This is a genomic window from Streptomyces sp. AV19, from assembly GCF_015999245.1.
Lineage (GTDB): Bacteria > Actinomycetota > Actinomycetes > Streptomycetales > Streptomycetaceae > Streptomyces.
Map to the genome: position 1 here is coordinate 262907 of NZ_JAEAMR010000006.1, position 17037 is coordinate 279943.

Genomic DNA, 17037 nt, shown 5'->3' on the forward strand with positions numbered 1-17037 from the left:
CGTTATCGCACCGGCTATTGGACATCCGCCCCCACCCCCTGTCACGCTCGAATTCGAGCCCGGAGGTGCGCCCCATGCCCGACACAGCCGCACTCCACGCAGACCTCCACGCGGACCCCCACCCCGCCCTCACCGGCGGCAGCCGCCCCGTCGCCCCCGACCCCCCGGTCTGGCCGGAGCGGGGCGAGGAGGAGGCCCGCCTCCTCCAGGAAGTCCTGCGGGACGGCAGGTGGTCCACCCCCGCCGGCCCCCGCACCACCCGCTTCGAGCACCGCTTCGCCGAGCTCCAGGCCCTGCCGTCGCCGTCCCACGTCCGTTGCGTCACCAGCGGCACCGTCGCCCTACAGCTCGCCTGCGAGGCCCTCGGGCTCGGGCCCGGCGACGAGGTCGTCGTCCCCGGGCTCGCCGAGCAGGGCACGGCCGGCGCCGTCCTCGACGCCAACGCCGTCCCCGTGCTCGTCGACGTCTCGCCCGACACCTGGTGCCTCGATCCGGCCGCCGTCACGGCCGCGATCACCGACCGCACCCGGGCCGTGATCGCGGTGCACCTGTACGGAACGATGCCCGACCTCACCGAGCTCACCGCCCTCGCCGCCCAGAACGGCCTGGCCCTCATCGAGGACTGCGCCCACGCGCACGGAGCCCGGTGGGAGGAGCACGGCGCGGGCGCGTTCGGCACCATGTCCGTCTTCAGCTTCGGGGCGAGCCGGACGCTGACCGCCGGCGAGGGCGGATGCGTCGTCACCTCCGACGCCGTCCTCGCCGACCAGTTGAGCAGTCTGCGCGACAGCGGACGGCCGCCGTCGGACGTCCCGCCCCCCTTCTGGCGCCCCGTCCAGAGCGGCAACCACCGCATGACCGAGTGGCAGGCGGCCGTACTCCTCGCCCAGTGCGACCGGTTCGAGGAACAGCGCGACCGCCGCGAGCGCGTCGTCGCCGCCTGGCGCGAGGCCGCCGAGCGGAGCGGCTTCCTGCGCCCGGCCCGGGTGCTCCCCGGCGTCCGCCGCCCGCCCGGTTACGCGTTCGCCGCGTCCTACGACGAACGGGCCCTGAACGGCGTCCCCGTGGAGACCTTCCGCGCCGCCCTGGCCGCCGAACTCTCCGCCCCCGTCGAGCCCTGCTACCGCCCGCTCGGCGACTCCCCCTTCTACCGTCCCCGCACCAAGCGCAAGCACTGGCTTTCGGCCGCGTACTGGAACGCCATCGATCCGGCGCGTTCCGATCTTCCCAACTGTGCGACGCTGCACCGCACTTCGGTGGTCGTTCCGCACGCGGCGACCTTGCGGCCGGGCGCGGAGGAGCACCTGCCGCAGGCGCTGGAGAAGATTGCCCGAGGTGCGGACCGGCTGCGACGGTGGCGGTCCGACCCATGGTCATCGCATTCGCACCTGTGACCGAACGGTCCGCGCCGTAATCGGTCCGGCCGTATCTGACCCTGCGTCAGGGCCGAAGCTGCCCCGAAGGTGGGAGGCCTGTGCGCCGATGGCACCCGGCCATCCCTCGTTGCGCATCGTGGAGAGAGGAAGTCCGTCCATGGCTCCGATCCCGGTGAAGCCCGGCACGTACAAGATCCACGCGCACATCATCGGCCCCACCAGTCTGCTGACGGCCACCGAGTACGCCGTGAAGCACGGTGCCCCCGTCATCACCGACCGCTTCAACCCGCTCCCGATCGAGCAGGAGTGGGTGATCGACTACCCCGAGACCGGGCAGGAGCCCGTGCCCGGGTCGCCGTACGTGGTCCACCTCGCCCACCACCCCGCCGCGGGCCTCGTCGTCCCCGAGGACAAGCTGTTCGTCAACAGCGTTCCGCGCGCCGAGTGGGCGAAGTTCACCTTCGAGCGGGTCATCGGCGGGATCAAGATCCTGTCCGACAAGGGCCTCGCCCTGCGGGCCGGCCACCGCGGCGCGCAGATCGAACTCGTGGCCCCCAAGCCCGAGTTCCAGGAGACCTGGACGCTGGAGTACGCGGGCCCGATCCCCACGGAGTAACGAGTGACCACGGGGTGACCGTCCGCCGCCCGGACGGTCACCCCGTCGTCGCGCCGCCCCGTCCTGTCCCGTCCGGTCAGGACAGCCGGGTGAGCGTGAGGATCACGCTCGGGATCAGCGGGCCCTCCGAGGGCTGGACGGCGTTGAAGCGGACGCCGTCGCCCTTCGCCCTGACCTTGACCGTGTCCCCCTTCTTCAGCCGCGTCGCCGACTGGGAGACGACCACGTGCGTGCTGTGCGTGGCCGCCTGGCAGAGGCGGACGCCGCTGTTGGGCAGCGACTGGTCGTTGATCGAGAACCAGGTGTCCACGCAGCCCGTCGTCGGGTCCTTGCCCTCCTGGACCCCGCCGTTGTCCGTGTACACCTGCGGCGCGACGACGATCAGATATGTCCCCGTGCGCCGCACCGTGACCGATTCCTTGGTGACTTCGACGCCGTGATAGGCATCGGCCTGTTCGAACTGGACCGTCTTCACCGTGCCGTCCTGAACCTGATCGACCCCCGAGGACAACTGGGCGAATTCGGGCTCCGGGCCGCCGTCCTCGGACAAGGACACGGCGGGTGTGGAGCCGACGGCGGTGGCCGCCAGGGCGAGCGCGGCAGCGGTGAGTGCGAAAAAGGTGCGGGGTGCGGACACGGGGCCTCCCGTACGGATTCCCGAAGAGGATGTCGGGAATAGCATATTGGTGAGGCGATGCCCCATGTTATGGAGAATTTTTGTGCAGTTACTGCCTCGATCGGGTGTCCAGGGTCCGCACCACCCGGGCGGGGTTGCCGACAGCCAGCACGCCGGGCGGAAGGTCGCGGACGACGACGGATCCCGCGCCGACGACGGTGTCCGCGCCGATGTTCACGCCGGGGCAGACGATCACTCCGCCGCCGAGCCAGACGTTGTCGCCGATCGTGATCGGCACCGCCTTCTCCCAGCCGGCGCGGCGCCGGTCCGCCTCCATCGCGTGAGTGGGCGTCAGGAGCTGGACGTTCGGCCCGATTTGCACATCGGCGCCGATGGTGATGGGCCCGGAGTCCAGGAAGACGGCGTTGAAGTTGACGAACGTGCGGGGGCCGATGGAGATGTGGTAGCCGAAGTCGCAGTGGAATGGCGGCCGGATCCGCGCCCCGTCCCCGACGGATCCCAGCAACTCCCGCAGGATGCACGGGAATTCCTCCGGTGCGGCGGAGTTGTACGCGGTGCACAGCTCGGCCCGGCGTCGGCTCTCCTCGGCGAGTACGGGGTCGTCGGGGACGAACCACTCGCCTGCCAGCATACGGTCTCTGTTCTCGCCCACGGGCGCAACGTTCCTGAACGGAACAAGCGCAGTCAAGAGAACCTGGCCTTCTGGGCGTCCATGAAGCGGCGCCAGGTGGCGGGGTCGAAGTGGAGAGTGATGCGGCGGTCGGGGTCTTTGGTGTCCCTTATGGCCTGACGCCGGCCTTGCAGACTGGCGTGCTCCACACAGTTGTTGTCACCGCCGCTGTAGCGGCTCGTGTGCCAGGCGGAGGCTCACTCGTCATGGAGTATCCCGTTACTGTGCCTTCTGGGCGCATATGAAGGTTTCCCACGCGGCATGGCCGAAGTGGAGAGTTATGCGACGAGCGGGGTCCTTGGTGTCGCGAACAGCCTGATCGCCGTTGCGGAGTCCCGCATGTTCGAGGCAGGCATTGGCGCTTCCGCTGTAGCTGCTGGTGTGCCAGGGGAGCGTATGGCTGGTCATGGTCTGTTTTCCTCGATGAGCGCGTCGATGAATCGCCTTGAATCGGTCGGCGAGAGCGCGGCTGCTGTCAGTTCCGCCCATGCGTCTGCGTACGCTTGCACCTCGGGCTCCTGTTCCAGCAACGTACCACCCTTCAGATGCTCCAACCACACAACATCGATCGATGATTGACCACGAAAGGTGAACAGGTGGAACGGGGCGAATTGATTGACCGAGAACTTCGCTTTCATGGGTAGGACCTGCACGGTCACGTTGGGGCGGAGCCCGACGCTGACCAGGAGCCGGAGTTGCTCCGCCACCAGGGTTCGAGGACCGGGGATCCGGTGCAGGGCTGGTTCGTCGATAACCGTACGGAACCTGAACCCCAAGTGGTCGTCCAGAACTTCCTTGCGCTTGATCCGTGTATCGACGAACGATTCGACTCTGTCCGGCGCCATGCGATGGGTGAACAACTCCCTCATGTACGCCTCGGTTTGCAGAAGACCTGGCACGAGGATCGGTTCGTACACCCGGACCAGGCTTGAGTCGGACTCCAGCGTCAGATAGTCGCCGAGAGCGTCGATCAAGGGCCCCTGCGACGTCCACCAGTCGACCTTGTACACGTCGAGCGCCAGTCGCTTGAGGCGCTGGCGGTACTTGTCGTCCCCCACCTCGTAAAGGTCGAGGAGTAGTGACAGATCCCCCTGTTTGACGCCCCGATTGCCGTTCTCGATCTGTGAGATTTTGGGCTGGCCGCACCCCAGTTGCTTCGCCGCCTCGGAGACAGTGAGGCCCTTCCCCGTTCGTAGGCGCCGCAGTTCGTTGCCAAGTCGCTTGCTGCGCATGGTCGGCATGTTCCTCTGATCCATGCGGGCATGATGGCCCATCCTCGGGCGCCTCGACGCTGTCATATGCCAAGTTTCACGGGAAGGGGTGCCCGTGGCGGGAATAGTTGCCCGCCCGCCTCGCTCTGGTCCAGTATCGGCTCCGTCACACCGCGCAGCCGGTGTGCGTCGAGTCCATCAACCCTGCCCGGGCGCCTGCCCTTCGGGCTTGGAGGGGCCGTGATGATCCGCACTCAACTCTCCGATCGGCAGCTGACGCTGGAGCTGACACTGACTCCGGCCGCGTTGCACGCAGCGCGGCACGCTGTCCACGCCCAGCTGGGCGAATGGGGCCTGGACGGCCCCACCATCGACGACGCCCTGACCGTCGTCAACGAGCTCCTCGCCAACGTCGTGACCCACGTCCCCGACCGCCGCTGCACCCTTCGCGTGGAACGCCGAACCCGCGCGCTGCACATCCGCGTCCGCGACGCGCACCGCGCCCTGCCTGTCAGACGCGATCCGTCCGCCGACGCGACAACAGGCCGCGGCCTGGCCCTCGTCGGCGCGCTCACCGGCGAGCGCTGGCACGTCGTGCCGACACCGGACGGTGGCAAGGAGATCCACTGCCTGCTCGACCTCCCGCGCACCGCGCGGGCCGCCGTCGACGGGACGGAGATCGTCCGCGAGATCTTCCGGTACGGACTCGCACGCCCCGAGCGGCTGCGCGACGTCGTCCGGTACACGCACCGCGCGTGCGACCACCGGGCCGGCGGCGGACGCTGCACCCGCCGCTGCCTCCGCGTGACCGTCGGATCGGTCGTACGCGCCGGTGGCCAAGCCCGCCTGCTGTTCGGTGGGTTGACGCCGCGCGACGTCTCGCTGACGGACGCCGCCATCCGCGTCGCCGCCGGTGGGACGGGGCTCGTCCTCGGCCCGGGGAAGCCCCCGCCGCTGTGGATCGAACAGCGATCACCCCACCGCCTCCGCTTCTGGTACCTCTTCGAGACACTGTCGGCCGTACGGGACGCCGGATGGATTCCGGTTGGCGCGATTCCGGATACGTCACTGAGGGAAGCGATCCTCGCGGGTGCAACCACGAAGGGGCGTTGATGTTCTCGGTCGGCAGGCTCATGGACAACTGTCAGCACCGCTCGGGCTGGGAATCGGAGAACGGCGAGGAGCGGTGCACGCGGTGCGGCACGCGCCGGTTCACGGACTACGGGGCGCTGCGTCCGCCGGAGGCGCCGCACGCGGTGAGGCCGTCACCGGAGGACCGGAACCCCGCAGAGCGCGCGGCGGCGATCGCGTTCTGGGCGCAGGGCGGCGGCGCGATGTTCGACCCGGGCTCTTGAGTCCCCGACGAGTGGGGGAATCCCGAACGTACGGTGCCTCGAAGGAGGCGTGCGGGACGGCGCCGCCGCCGGAGCCCGGCGCGAGGTCTGCGGGGTTCCCCGGCAATCGCGTCCCGCCCGGCACCCCGCGACACCGGCGACATGGGACATCGGGCACCATTGGAGCATGAGCGTAGTGAAGATCAACGTCCTGACCGTCCCCGCCGACCAGCGCGACGTCCTGGAGGAGCGCTTCGCGGCGCGCGCCGGGCTCGTGGAGGGGGCCGAGGGCTTCGAGTGGTTCGAGCTGCTGCGTCCCTCGGACGGGACGGACGAGTACTTCGTCTATACCCGCTGGCGCAGCGAGGAGGACTACCAGAAGTGGTTCAACGGCACGATGCGCCAGGGCCACCAAGGCGGCGACGGCGAGCAGCGCAAGCCGGCGGCCACCGGCGCGCAGCTGAAGGCCTTCGAGGTCGTCCAGACCGCGGCGCCGAAGAACGCCTGACGGCTACAGTCGGGGGCGTGCTCTCCCTCGTCGTCGCCCCCTGGCGGGGCGCTCCCGTGGTCCTGCGCAACCCCGACGAGCCGCACACCGCCGCGAGCACCATGAAGATGGCGGTGCTCGCGGCCGTGCACCGCAGCGGGACGGACCTCGACCGGCCGGTGCCGGTGCGCAACGAGTTCACCTCCGTGGTGGGCAGGACGTATGGGATCGATCCGGCCGAGGACAGCGACCCGCTCCCCTGGGAGCGGCTGGGCGGCACGGCCCCCCTGCGCTGGCTGGCCGGCCGGATGGTCACCCACTCGTCCAACCTCGCCACCAATCTGTGCCTCGCCGAGGTGGGCCACGAGGCCGTGGCCGAGGTCTGGCGGCGGGCCGGGGCGACGGGCAGCGGCAGCCCGCGCGGGATCGAGGACCTCGCCGCGCGGGAGGCCGGGTTCCTCAACCTGGTCACGGCGCGCGATCTGGTCCGGCTGCTGGAGTCGCTGGAGCCCGAGGTGCTCGCCCTCCTGGAGGGGAACGTCCACCGCGTGGACCTGGCCGCCGGCCTGCCGCCGGGCACCCGGCTCGCCGGCAAGAACGGCTGGCTGAGGGGCGTACGGCACAGCGCCGCCGTGGTGTACCCGGAGGACACCCCTCCGTATGCCGTCGCCGCCTGCTACAGCGGCCCGCTCGCCTCCGGGCACGACGTGGACGACCCGGCCGCCCGGCTGCTGGCCCGGTTCTCGGCCCGGGTGTGGCAGGGGCGGCACGGCCTCGGCTGACCATGCGCCCCTCGGCTCGTCGGGGGCTACTGGTGCGGCTGCAGGAGCTCGTGGCAGGTGCCGGAGTCGTCGCGGAACGTCGCGGAGATGCCCCACGGCTTCGGGTGCGGCTCCTGGAGGAAGGCCACTCCCCGCGCCGACAGCTCCTCGACGGCCGCGTGGCAGTCCTCGACGGTGAACGTGCAGCCGACGAGCGCGCCCTTGGCGAGCAGCGACCTGAGCTGCCCGGCGGCCTCCGCGTCCTGCACCGGCGCGCCCGGAACCATCAGGCTCAGCTGCAACTCCGGCTCGTTCTCGGGGCCCACGGTGACCCAGCGCACGCCCTCGCCGAACGGCACGTCCGCGCGCGCCTGAAGGCCGAGCTTCTCGGTGAAAAAGGTCTTGGCCGAGTCCTGGTCCAGCACCCAGACCACGACCGTGTTCACTCCAGTGATCATGATTTCTCCCGTTGTGTGAGCGACATCCGCTCCCCTACGCGGTGTGGATGCGGCTTCCTCGTTCGGACGTTTCCGACGCTAGAGCCCCTTTAGGACACCTCACGTCACCAACGCCTGGCAGCCTGGAGAACATGCCCCAGGACCTGCCCGCCCGCATGCTGCGCCTGCTCTCCCTGTTCCAGACGCGCCGCACCTGGACCGGCGACGAACTCGCCGACCGCCTCGGCGTCACCCTGCGCACCATCCGCCGCGACATCGACCGGCTGCGCACCCTGGGCTACCCCGTCGAGGGCACGACCGGCACCGCCGGCGGCTACCGCCTCACCTCCGGCGCCGCCCTGCCGCCCCTGCTCCTGGACGACGAAGAGGCCGTCGCCATCGCGGTCGCCCTGCGCACCGCCACCCGCGGCGTCGCCGGCATCGAGGAGACCGCGGTGCGCGCTCTGGCCAAGCTGGAACAGGTACTGCCCGTCCGGCTGCGCCACCAGGTCTCGACGATCCAGGCCACCGCGGCCCCGCTGCCCGTGCCCTGGAGCACAGGCCCCACGGCCGACCCCTCCGCCCTGGCCACGCTGGCCGCCGCCTGCCGCGACCACGAGATCGTCACCTTCACCTACCGCCGTGGCAGCGGCGAGGCGGGACCACGCCGCGTCGAACCGCATGCCCTGGTGGCCGCCGAGCCGGTCTGGTACCTCGTCGCCTACGACGTCGAGTCCGACGAGTGGCGGCTGTTCCGCGTGGACCGGCTCACCGACCCCACCCCCACCGGACACCGTGTCGCGCCCCGCGCGCTGCCCGCCCCGGACGCGGCCGCGTACGTCGCCGAGCGCCTGGCCGCCGCCCCCGCCCGCTACACCTTCCACGCCACCGTCCCCGCCGACGCCAACACCGTACGGGCCCGCACCTGGTCCCTGCCCGGCCGCGTCCGGCCCGTCGACGACCGCACCAGCACCCTCGACCTCGCCGCCGACAACCCCCACCACATCGCCGAACAACTCCTCGGCATCGACCTCGGCCCCGATGAGAGCATCGAGGGCAGCCCCGAACTCGCCGCACACCTCGAACAGTTGGGCAACCGCCTGCTGCGCGCCGCCCGCGCCCTCGAGCGGAACGGTCCCGGGGGCCGGTGAGCACCGGTCCCCGGGACCGCGGGCGGCCGGGCGGGCCGGGTCACTTCTTGGGCGGAAGCTCCGCGGTGACCTCCATGGCCCACTTCAGCCAGTCGTCCAGGACCTCGTCGTCGAGGGTGTCCTCCGCCAGGACCACCCAGCCGTTCTGTTCCTTGCCCCGGAACACCAGCCGCTTGGTACCGGGCCGGGCGAGAGCCTCGTCCATCCCGTCCGGCCCGACACGCACCATCAGGCCCTCCTCGTACAGATTGGCCAGCGCGTTGCCCCGCAGGAGAAAGGTGATCCCGCCGAACATCCTCTTCGCGGTCACACCCTCCGGCTCAAGGCGTTCCTTGATCCGATCCGCCAGCACCTCGTCATAAGCCATGACGCCACGCTAACGGCACACCCTGACACCCGCCCGGCGGATCAGCGCCCGCTCACCCGCACCACCCGCAGGGCGGGCGAGGAGAGGATGTCCTTCTCGCAGAACCGGCCCCGGATCATCCGGCCCGCCGAGAACAGCTCGGTCTGGTCGCCGTAGTGCGGCGAAGTCGGGTCGGAGGACTGGGAGTACGTGAGCAGCGTGCGGGCCACCGGGCAGGCGGTGCCGTCGAAGCCCACGGCCTGGACGTAGCTGGAGCCCATCCGCACGTCCGTGTACGCGCCGCGCGCCGCGTCCCAGCGGGCCTCGACGACGTTCCAGATGCCCAGTCGGTCCGCCCCGCCGGGGATCGGCACGCGCTTGCCGCCGCGCTCGACGAACTGGTGATCGCCCCACGGCGCGTCGAGGGCGGTGCCCTTCGCGCGCAGCTCGGAGACCGCGTCGGCCAGGGCGCGGGCCACGGCCGGGTTCGCCGTGTCGAGCGAACGGGGCGTGCGCACCGGGTCCTTGGCGGAGAACGGCACCCGCCACCGCACATCGTCGCCGAGCTTGCGCCAGAAGCGGTCGAAGAGCAGGGCGCCCTTGCTGTCCGTGCGGACCGTCCGGTCCCAGCGCTTCAGCACCCCGCACGCCTCGGACACGTCAACGGCCTTGCCATCGCTGCCCGTTGCCTTCCCACCGGGCAGCTTCGCACAGGCGGCCGCTGTGTCCGAGGCGGCCAGCGCCCCGGCCGGCGACCGGTCGGCGAACTGCTGCTTCTCCAGGTCGGCCACGGTCAGCCGGCCGCGCCGGGCCAGCGCCGAGACGTCCTCCAGCGCGCCGCGCGTGCGCGGCGAGCGCGGGGCGGCGGTGTCGCCGAAGACGCGCGGGTAGCCGGTGAGCGGCCGGTCCGCGTTGGACAGCCAGGCGCTGTCGTTGGAGTTCTCGGCGTACGGGGCGTCGAGGAGGGTGGGCATCGCCGACGGGCCGAAGACGCCCGGCTGCAGCGCGTCCTTGTCCCGGCCGAGCGCGCAGGAGCGGCGCGAACCGTCCAGCACGGCCAGGCCCGACGCCGGGTAGAGCCGCTTGCCCAGCTCCGTCGAGCAGCGCCGGGCGAGGTCGTCCGTGATCCGCGGCAGGATCTGGGACTGCGTGAGGAGGCTGTGGCCGGACGAGTCGGCCGCGATGGTGTTGACCCAGGGGATGCCCTGGGTGCGGCGCAGCGCCTCCCGCACGTCCCGGACGCTGCGGGCCTTGCCGAAGGCCAGCGAGGTGTCGCTGAACCGCAGTTGGGCCGCGTTGGGGTCGGTCATCGCGTAGAGCGTGCCGTCGGTCCAGGGCAGGGGCAGATCGCGGCCGAGCGAGGTGACCACCGGGCCGTAGCGGGTCCACCACTGACTGCGCGTCACCTCGGTGGTGCGGCCGTCCTCGCCCCGGACGGGCACGGTGACCCGGCGCTCGGTCATCCGCTCCGGCCGGCCGTCCACCAGATAGGCGTGCGGGTCGCCGGGCGCGGCCTTCAGCTCGTACAGGTTGAACGGAATGCCCGTGGCGACGGTGTGGCTCCAGGCGACGTACGGGTTGTGGCCGATCTCGACGACCGGCATGCCGAGCAGGGCCGCGCCCGAGACGTTCAGCTCGCCCGGGATGGTCAACTGCGCCTGCCAGAAGCGGCGTCCCCCGGACCAGGGGTAGTGCGGATTGCCGAGCAGCAGGCCGCGCTTGTTCGCCGTGACGGCTCCGGAGAACGCGACCGCGTTGGAGCCCATCTCGCCGGCGCGGGCCGCGAACAGCGCCTTGGCGGCGGCCGCCGGGTCGCTCTTGGCGGCCGCGCGGGGTGCGGCGCCGGACGACGGGCGGGCGTCGGTGATGCCGTCGGCCGCCCCGCCCTGGCCGCCGAGGACGGTGAGCGCGTAGCCGCGCCGGGCCACGTCGAGCGCGGTGACCGGGCGGACCCAGGAGGCGTTCCGGCACTTCGCGTCGCCGATCCTGTTCCGGTCCAGCCAGGCGTTGTAGCCGGCGGCCCAGCCGCGCATCAGGTCCCGGGCCTGGCGGGACGGGCCCTCGGGCGCGGGCCGGTCGAGGAGCTTCTCGACGGTCCGGGCCTCGCGGATGCCGCGGAAGAACAGGTCGCTGGAGAGGTTGGTGGACGCGTCCGACAGGTCGTGGCCGGGGGCGGCGTCCGGGCCGAAGTGGCGCGAGCGCTCCCCGCGCAGGGTGACGAACCCGTCGGCCAGCGTGCAGACCTGGTCGGCGGCCTGGGCCCAGCCGTCGCCGAAGCCGAGGTTCGCGTAGTCCTTGGCGACGATGTGCGGGATGCCGTACTCGGTGTAGCGGATGGTGGCGGACAGGCCGTGGCCCGACGCTCTCGCCCCTTCGGCGGCGGCCGCCGAGGCCGCGGGCAGGGCGCCGGCGCCGGTGAGCAGCGCGAGCGCGCCGACGGTGGCGGCGCGCAGCCGGTGACGTATGGGTCGTTTCCGTAAACGCAAAACGATTCTCCTCGTCGAGGTGGGAGATCACTGCGGGAGTGATGACTCCCTTGATACCTCGGAGGGTTGAGCGGCGTCCCGTTACGTGACGGGCCTCTCGCGGAGGTCCACGATCCGCTTGATCTTCCCCACCGACCGCTCCAGCGACTCCGGTTCGACGATCTCCACGGCCACCGTGACGCCCACGTCGTCCTTGACCCGGCGGGCGATCTCGTCGGCGGCCGCCGCGCGCCGCCCGTGCGGGGCGTCCGGGCGGGCCTCGGCCCGCACCGTCAGGCGGTCCATCCGGCCCTCGCGGGTGAGCCGCAGCTGGAAGTGGGGCGCGACACCGGGCACGCGCAGGACGATCTCCTCGATCTGCGCGGGGAAGAGGTTGACGCCCCGCAGGATGATCAGGTCGTCGCTGCGGCCGGTGATCCGCTCCATCCGGCGGAAGACCCGGGCGGTGCCGGGCAGCAGCCGGGTCAGGTCGCGGGTGCGGTAACGGACCACGGGCATGGCCTCCTTGGTGAGGGAGGTGAGGACGAGCTCGCCGTGCTCGCCGTCGGGGAGCGGCTCGCCGGTGACCGGATCGACGACCTCCGGGTAGAAGTGGTCCTCCCAAATATGGAGTCCGTCCTTGGTCTCCACGCACTCCTGGGCGACGCCGGGGCCCATCACCTCCGAGAGGCCGTAGATGTCGCAGGCGTCGAGGGCGAGGCGCTCCTCGATCTCCCGGCGCATCTCCTCGGTCCACGGCTCGGCGCCGAAGACGCCGACACGCAGGGAGGTGGAACGCGGGTCGACGCCCTGGCGCTCGAACTCGTCGAGCAGGGTGAGCATGTAGGACGGGGTGACCATGATGACGCGCGGCCGGAGGTCCTGGATGAGCCGCACCTGACGGGCCGTCATGCCGCCCGAGGCGGGGATCACCGTGCAGCCGAGCCGCTCCGCCCCGTAGTGCGCGCCCAGGCCGCCGGTGAACAGGCCGTAGCCGTAGGCGATATGGACCTTGTCGCCCGGCCGCGCGCCTGCCGCGCGCAGGGAGCGGGCGACGAGGTCCGCCCAGACGTCCAGGTCGTGGTCGGTGTAGCCGACGACGGTGGGGCGGCCCGTGGTGCCGCTGGAGGCGTGCAGGCGCCGGACGCGCTCCTCGGGCACGGCGAACATCCCGAACGGGTAGTGGGCCCGCAGGTCCGCCTTGGTGGTGAAAGGGAATCGGGCGAGATCGGTGAGGGAGCCGCAGTCCTGCGGGCGTACCCCGGCCGCGTCGAACGCCCGACGGTAGAAGGGCACATTGTCGTAGACGTGCTGGAGGGTGGCGCGCAGCCGCTCCCGCTGGAGCGCCGCCAGTTCCTCCCGCGTCAGGCGTTCCGCCGCGTCCAGGACGGGATCCGTCATCGTCCACACCCCCGTGTGTGCCGACCGATCATTCGGTAGTTCCGTGTGCGATCAAGTAATCAGCGGCGGGGGCGGGCGTCAAGGGCCCGGTGCGCGCGTACCCCCGACCGTACGGGCGATCCTCGCGTGCGGTCCGGGGGTCTGTCCCCGGCGCGGCGGTCTCGTTAGGGTGGCCGGGGTAGCAGCGGACCGGGAGGAGCGGCGGACGTGGTGGAGAGCACGACCGAGGACCGGGCGGGCGGCGTGGGACAGCGACTCGACCTGGCCAACGCCACCTGGCAGTCGGGCAGTCAGGGCAAGGGCCACGTCCAGATCGGCTTCATCGAGGGGTACGTCGCCATGCGCGACCGGCGCACCCCCGAGGTGCCCGCGCTGATCTTCAACCCGGAGGAATGGCGCGCCTTCGTGGAGCTCGCCAGGGAGGGCGAGTTCGACCTCACCTGACCCCGGAAGCCCCGGTCAGAGCAAGGTGACGCAGCCCCGCCGGGCCAGCGCGTCCAGCAGCCGGGGCGCGGGCTCGACGGCGTTCCACCGCAGGTCCAGCTTCTCCAGCGCGGGCAGCTCGGCCAGCCAGTCGGGCAGCCGGGTCACATGGTTGGCGCGCAGGTCGAGCCGGCGCAGCAGCGGCAGCCCGCGCAGGGCCGGCGGGACGGCGGTCAGCGCGTTCTCGCGCAGCTCCAGCACGCGCAGCTCGCCGAGCCGCGCCACGGAGGCGGGGAGGGCCGCCAACCGGTTGCCGCGCAGCCACAGTTCGCGCAGCGCGGCGAGACCGCCGATGGTGTCGGGCAGCCGCGCGATCCGGTTGTGCTGCGCCCGCAGCTCCACGAGGGCGGCCATGTCCCCGATGGTGTCCGGGAGTTGGGCGAGGCGGTTGTCGCCGACGTTGAGGTAGCGCAGCCGGGTCAGCCGGCCCAGCGCGTCCGGGAGGGCGGTGAGCGCGTTGCCGTGCAGGTAGAGGTACCGGCTCAGGCCCGTCAGGGCGCCCAGTTCGTCCGGGACGCAGGTCAGCGCGTTGTGCCCGAGGTCGAGGGTGTGCAGGGCGGACAGCTCGCCGATCCGCGCGGGCAGCGAGGTCAGGCCGTTGCCGGCGAGGACGAGCGCCCGCAGCCCGGCCGTCCGCCAGACCTCCTCCGGCACCCGTCCCAGGCCCTGCTTCCAGTAGTCCAGCCGCTGCTCCGGCATCCGCGTCCCCCTCCCGGAACAGCTGAACGTACCAGCCGTGACGCAGGGTCGCCCCGGGGGCGTCGGTGCTCGCCGGGCACGTACGATGTGGGCATGTCCTTCCTCCGCCGCCGCAACTCCGCCACCCCCACGGGGCCGGACTTCGACGTCCTCGCCATGGACCCCGGGGACTGGCCGGGCGACCTCGGGGCCGGCCTGCTGCCCGCCCCCGACGGCAGCTGCCAGGGAGTCTTCCTGCGCTACGACCTCTTCGGCGGCCGGGGCCCGGCGATGATCATCGGGAACCTCCCCGAGGGCTCGCCCGCCCGCGAGCTCGGCGAGGGGCAGGTGCCCTTCGAGGTCGCGCAGCTGCTGGCCGCGCTCGGCAACGACGAGCCGGTCGAGGTGCTGGAGACCGAGGACATGCCGGTGATGCACGAGGACAACCTGCTGATCGTGCGCCGGCTGAAGTGCTCCGAGAGCCGGATCTCCTGCACCCAGTTCGACCGCAGCGACGGCGTCCTGGTGACCATCGCCAGCTGGGACCGGCCCATCACCGACGACCTCTACCAGCTGCTCAAGCCGCTGCCCGCGGAGATGTTCCAGGCCGGCTGAGCCCCGGCCCCGGGTGCCCCCGGGGCCGCGCCCACTACCGGTTCGAGGGCCGGACCACCACGTCCGCGGCCCGGACGAACGCCACCCGGTGGCCGAACTGGATCTCGTAGTAGAGGTCCTTGCCCCGCACCACCTTGTGGGCCGCCACGTCGAAGTTGCCCGCCCACAGGTACTCGCCGGGAACCTCCGCGCCCACCACGTACGCCTGCCCCGCGGACAGCCTGTACGGCAGCGGGACCAGCTGCTGCACCGGGACGCCGGGCGGGTACGCCTCCTTCTCCGGGTACGCCCGCCCGTAGACCGGGACCTCCTTCAGCCCCTCGCGCGGGGTCACGGCCCTGCCGTACGCGCCCACCGAGACCGGCGCCCACCACGGGTCGCGGAACCAGGCCTTCTGCCCCAGGTACCAGACGGCCGTCCAGCCGGGCACCCGGTCGGCGACCGCGAACTGCTGGCCCGTGGAAGCACGCGCGCCCGTGTCGTTGACGCCCGTCGTCGAGGGGGAGCCGTCGGGACGCAGGCCCACGTCCTTGATCAGCGGGGTGTTCTCCCCGGGGCCCGTGTGCAGCCGGACCGCGCCCGAGCCGTGCGGGGCGCACTTCTGCCCGGGCTTCTCGCAGCCGGTGTAGACGGGCTCGTTGTCCTCGTAGTCCGGCAGGATCGTGATCAGGCCGCTGAACGGGCTCGCGGTGGGGTGGAAGGGCCGGCCCATCAGCTCGAAGTAGTGCGCCCAGTCCCAGTACGGACCCGGGTCCGTGTGCATGCCCTTGACCGACGAGGGGGTGGTGCCGGGGACGTTGTCGTGGCCCAGGATGTGCTGCCGGTCGAGCGGGATCCCCAGCCGGTCGGCCAGGTGGCGCACCAGGCGGGCGGAGGTGCGGTACATCTCCTCCGTGTACCAGGCGTCCGGGCGGGCCAGGAAGCCCTCGTGCTCGATGCCGACCGACTTGCTGTTCACGTACCAGTTGCCCGCGTGCCAGGCCACGTCCTTGGTCGGCACGTGCTGGGCGATGTGGCCGTCGGAGGAGCGGATCGTGTAGTTCCAGGAGACGTACGCCGGGTCCTTTATCAGCTGGAGGGTCTTCTCCCAGGTCGCCTCCGTGTCGTGGACGACGATGAACTCCGCCTTCTGCGAGGAGGGCCGGTCCGCCACGTCGTGGTTGCCGTAGTCCGAGCCCTCCAGCTTCTGGTAGGGCGCGGGGACCGACTCGCAGGAGACCGACGCGGGGCACTCCGCCCCGGAGGGCGGCGGCGTGGTCAGGCCCAGCCGCGCCACCTGGTCGGTCCGGGGGGCGAGCGAGCCGGACGCGGCGAGCACCACGTGCTGGCCGGAGTCGTTGGTGCGCTCCTGGCCGGCGCGGATCACCTCGAAGACGTCGTTGGCGAAGGTCGTGGCCGCCCTGGCGTCCGAGGCTCCGGAGTAGCTCGCCACCGCCCCGAACCAGTCGTCGGCGCTGCCGCTCGCCGGCAGGCCCAGCCGCTTCTGCGCGTCGGCGAGCAGGGCGGCGCCGCCGCGCAGATTGGCCGAGGTCTTCCGGCGCAGCTCGGCCGCGGGAAGGCCGGTCAGCGCGGCGGCCCGGGCCAGGGTGCGCAGCCGCTCCGGCAGCGCGGCGGGCGAGGGCGCGGGGGGAGCGGCCTCGTGCGGGCGGGTGCCGCCACCGCCGGTGTCGCCGCGGGCGTCGGCGCCGGGCTCGGCGTGCGGGGACGGGGCGGCCAGGGCGGTGGCGGCGTCCGTCAGATGCATCGGGCCGTAGCCGCCGGTGACGCTGGGGGCCCCGCCGTGCACGTCCCAGCGGGACTGGAGATAGGAGACGGCGAGCAGCACGCTCTGCGGGACGTGGTACTCCGCGGCGGCCTCGGCGAATTCCCGTTGCAGCGCATCGGTGCCGGGCCGGGCGGCCGAGGAGGCCGGCGGGGCCGAGACCAGTGGCAGCAGCAGGGCGGCCGACGCCACGGCGCCGGCCGCCCGTCTGGCATGGCGTGCGGTTCTCGGAGCGATCCCGGATGCCGGGGCTGGACCACGCAATGCAGCCTCCTCGAGGACGGGCCGTGCCGTGCGCCGGAGCGGCGGGGGACCCCCGAAACTACCAAGCGCAGAAGCCGAGTAGACGATCTGTCAAACAGACTGGACGGAGTGTTGTGTCCACGTCAACGGCCTGGGCTGGGATAACCTCCGGACGGCTGCGCTGTGGGGGTGAACGCCGACACGCCGCGCTCGGGGCGCGGCGTGTCGGCGGACGGTGGGCCCCCCGCACCCGGGGGCCCCCCCCGCCCGGAACGCACCAACGGGCAATGCGCACAAGGCCTGCATCCGCCCCAGCAAAACACCCAGCACAGAACCCGGTTTCGGCGCCCCCCGGGGCACCAAA

Annotated in this window: 19 protein-coding genes and 1 pseudogene; 9 read left to right on the forward strand and 11 right to left on the reverse strand. The window is 71.9% G+C overall.

Annotated elements, in window-relative coordinates:
- Window positions 1–74 precede the first annotated feature (74 nt).
- Window positions 75–1394 carry a DegT/DnrJ/EryC1/StrS aminotransferase family protein gene (locus tag I5Q34_RS08970; RefSeq protein WP_199891656.1) on the forward strand — a complete coding sequence of 440 codons (1320 nt, stop codon included), beginning with the start codon at window positions 75–77 and terminating at the stop codon, window positions 1392–1394.
- Window positions 1395–1533: 139 nt separating this feature from the next.
- A complete protein-coding gene (locus I5Q34_RS08975) occupies window positions 1534–1992 on the forward strand; it encodes a hypothetical protein (RefSeq protein WP_199891657.1) in 459 nt (152 codons plus the stop codon).
- 76 nt (window positions 1993–2068) lie between these two features.
- On the opposite strand, the gene I5Q34_RS08980 is transcribed toward I5Q34_RS08975, so the two are convergent.
- The 5 genes and pseudogenes from I5Q34_RS08980 to I5Q34_RS09000 form a co-directional block, all read right to left on the reverse strand.
- The gene (locus I5Q34_RS08980) at window positions 2069–2629 is read right to left on the reverse strand and encodes a hypothetical protein (protein WP_199891658.1); all 561 of its coding nucleotides are present in this window, start codon (window positions 2627–2629) and stop codon (window positions 2069–2071) included.
- 88 nt (window positions 2630–2717) lie between these two features.
- The gene (locus I5Q34_RS08985; protein ID WP_277965407.1) at window positions 2718–3281 is read right to left on the reverse strand and encodes a sugar O-acetyltransferase; all 564 of its coding nucleotides are present in this window, start codon (window positions 3279–3281) and stop codon (window positions 2718–2720) included.
- Window positions 3282–3313: 32 nt separating this feature from the next.
- Window positions 3314–3478 (reverse strand): annotated as a pseudogene (locus tag I5Q34_RS08990) (DUF397 domain-containing protein); the annotation flags it as partial.
- Window positions 3479–3518: 40 nt separating this feature from the next.
- Entirely contained in the window at window positions 3519–3788 is a 270-nt protein-coding gene (locus I5Q34_RS08995; protein WP_374192990.1) for a DUF397 domain-containing protein, read from the reverse strand.
- The gene (locus I5Q34_RS09000) at window positions 3704–4555 is read right to left on the reverse strand and encodes a helix-turn-helix transcriptional regulator (RefSeq protein WP_199891661.1); all 852 of its coding nucleotides are present in this window, start codon (window positions 4553–4555) and stop codon (window positions 3704–3706) included. The genes I5Q34_RS08995 and I5Q34_RS09000 overlap by 85 nt, the downstream gene beginning before the upstream one ends.
- 198 nt (window positions 4556–4753) lie before the next feature.
- Between I5Q34_RS09000 and I5Q34_RS09005 the strand changes: the two genes are divergently transcribed.
- From I5Q34_RS09005 to I5Q34_RS09020, 4 genes are all read left to right on the forward strand, one after another.
- Complete coding sequence (locus tag I5Q34_RS09005) at window positions 4754–5623, forward strand: ATP-binding protein (protein ID WP_199891662.1); 870 nt, start codon at window positions 4754–4756, stop codon at window positions 5621–5623.
- On the forward strand, window positions 5623–5865 hold the full coding sequence (locus tag I5Q34_RS09010; protein ID WP_199891663.1) for a DUF6255 family natural product biosynthesis protein: 243 nt from the start codon (window positions 5623–5625) through the stop codon (window positions 5863–5865). Before I5Q34_RS09005 ends, I5Q34_RS09010 begins: the two co-directional genes overlap by 1 nt.
- A 166-nt stretch (window positions 5866–6031) precedes the next feature.
- Window positions 6032–6352: an antibiotic biosynthesis monooxygenase gene (locus tag I5Q34_RS09015; protein WP_199891664.1), complete on the forward strand. Its 321-nt coding sequence runs from the start codon at window positions 6032–6034 to the stop codon at window positions 6350–6352.
- A 17-nt stretch (window positions 6353–6369) separates the two neighbouring features.
- Window positions 6370–7113: a serine hydrolase gene (locus I5Q34_RS09020; protein ID WP_199891665.1), complete on the forward strand. Its 744-nt coding sequence runs from the start codon at window positions 6370–6372 to the stop codon at window positions 7111–7113.
- A 26-nt stretch (window positions 7114–7139) separates the two neighbouring features.
- On the opposite strand, the gene I5Q34_RS09025 is transcribed toward I5Q34_RS09020, so the two are convergent.
- Window positions 7140–7550, reverse strand: a complete 411-nt coding sequence (locus tag I5Q34_RS09025; protein WP_199891666.1) for a VOC family protein — start codon at window positions 7548–7550, stop codon at window positions 7140–7142.
- A 131-nt stretch (window positions 7551–7681) separates the two neighbouring features.
- On the opposite strand from I5Q34_RS09025, the gene I5Q34_RS09030 reads away from it, so the two are divergent.
- Entirely contained in the window at window positions 7682–8680 is a 999-nt protein-coding gene (locus tag I5Q34_RS09030) for a YafY family protein (RefSeq protein ID WP_199891667.1), read from the forward strand.
- A gap of 40 nt (window positions 8681–8720) precedes the next feature.
- Here the strand turns inward: I5Q34_RS09030 and I5Q34_RS09035 are convergent, their stop codons facing one another.
- The 3 genes from I5Q34_RS09035 to paaK form a co-directional block, all read right to left on the reverse strand.
- Window positions 8721–9047 (reverse strand): TfoX/Sxy family protein, encoded by a 327-nt coding sequence (locus I5Q34_RS09035; RefSeq protein ID WP_199891668.1) that lies wholly within the window; start codon window positions 9045–9047, stop codon window positions 8721–8723.
- A gap of 41 nt (window positions 9048–9088) precedes the next feature.
- Entirely contained in the window at window positions 9089–11491 is a 2403-nt protein-coding gene (locus I5Q34_RS09040) for a penicillin acylase family protein (RefSeq protein ID WP_199891771.1), read from the reverse strand.
- A 102-nt stretch (window positions 11492–11593) separates the two neighbouring features.
- The gene (gene paaK / locus I5Q34_RS09045) at window positions 11594–12892 is read right to left on the reverse strand and encodes a phenylacetate--CoA ligase PaaK (protein ID WP_199891669.1); all 1299 of its coding nucleotides are present in this window, start codon (window positions 12890–12892) and stop codon (window positions 11594–11596) included.
- A 207-nt stretch (window positions 12893–13099) separates the two neighbouring features.
- Here paaK and I5Q34_RS09050 point away from each other — a divergent pair, with 207 nt between their 5' ends.
- Window positions 13100–13336 (forward strand): DUF397 domain-containing protein, encoded by a 237-nt coding sequence (locus I5Q34_RS09050; protein WP_199891670.1) that lies wholly within the window; start codon window positions 13100–13102, stop codon window positions 13334–13336.
- Between the two features lie 15 nt (window positions 13337–13351).
- Here the strand turns inward: I5Q34_RS09050 and I5Q34_RS09055 are convergent, their stop codons facing one another.
- The gene (locus I5Q34_RS09055; protein ID WP_199891671.1) at window positions 13352–14074 is read right to left on the reverse strand and encodes a leucine-rich repeat domain-containing protein; all 723 of its coding nucleotides are present in this window, start codon (window positions 14072–14074) and stop codon (window positions 13352–13354) included.
- Window positions 14075–14167: 93 nt separating this feature from the next.
- On the opposite strand from I5Q34_RS09055, the gene I5Q34_RS09060 reads away from it, so the two are divergent.
- Window positions 14168–14668, forward strand: coding sequence for a hypothetical protein (locus I5Q34_RS09060; protein WP_199891672.1), 501 nt, complete (start codon window positions 14168–14170; stop codon window positions 14666–14668).
- 34 nt (window positions 14669–14702) lie between these two features.
- On the opposite strand, the gene I5Q34_RS09065 is transcribed toward I5Q34_RS09060, so the two are convergent.
- A complete protein-coding gene (locus tag I5Q34_RS09065) occupies window positions 14703–16694 on the reverse strand; it encodes a peptidoglycan recognition family protein (protein ID WP_199891673.1) in 1992 nt (663 codons plus the stop codon).
- Between the last annotated feature and the right edge of the window lie 343 nt (window positions 16695–17037).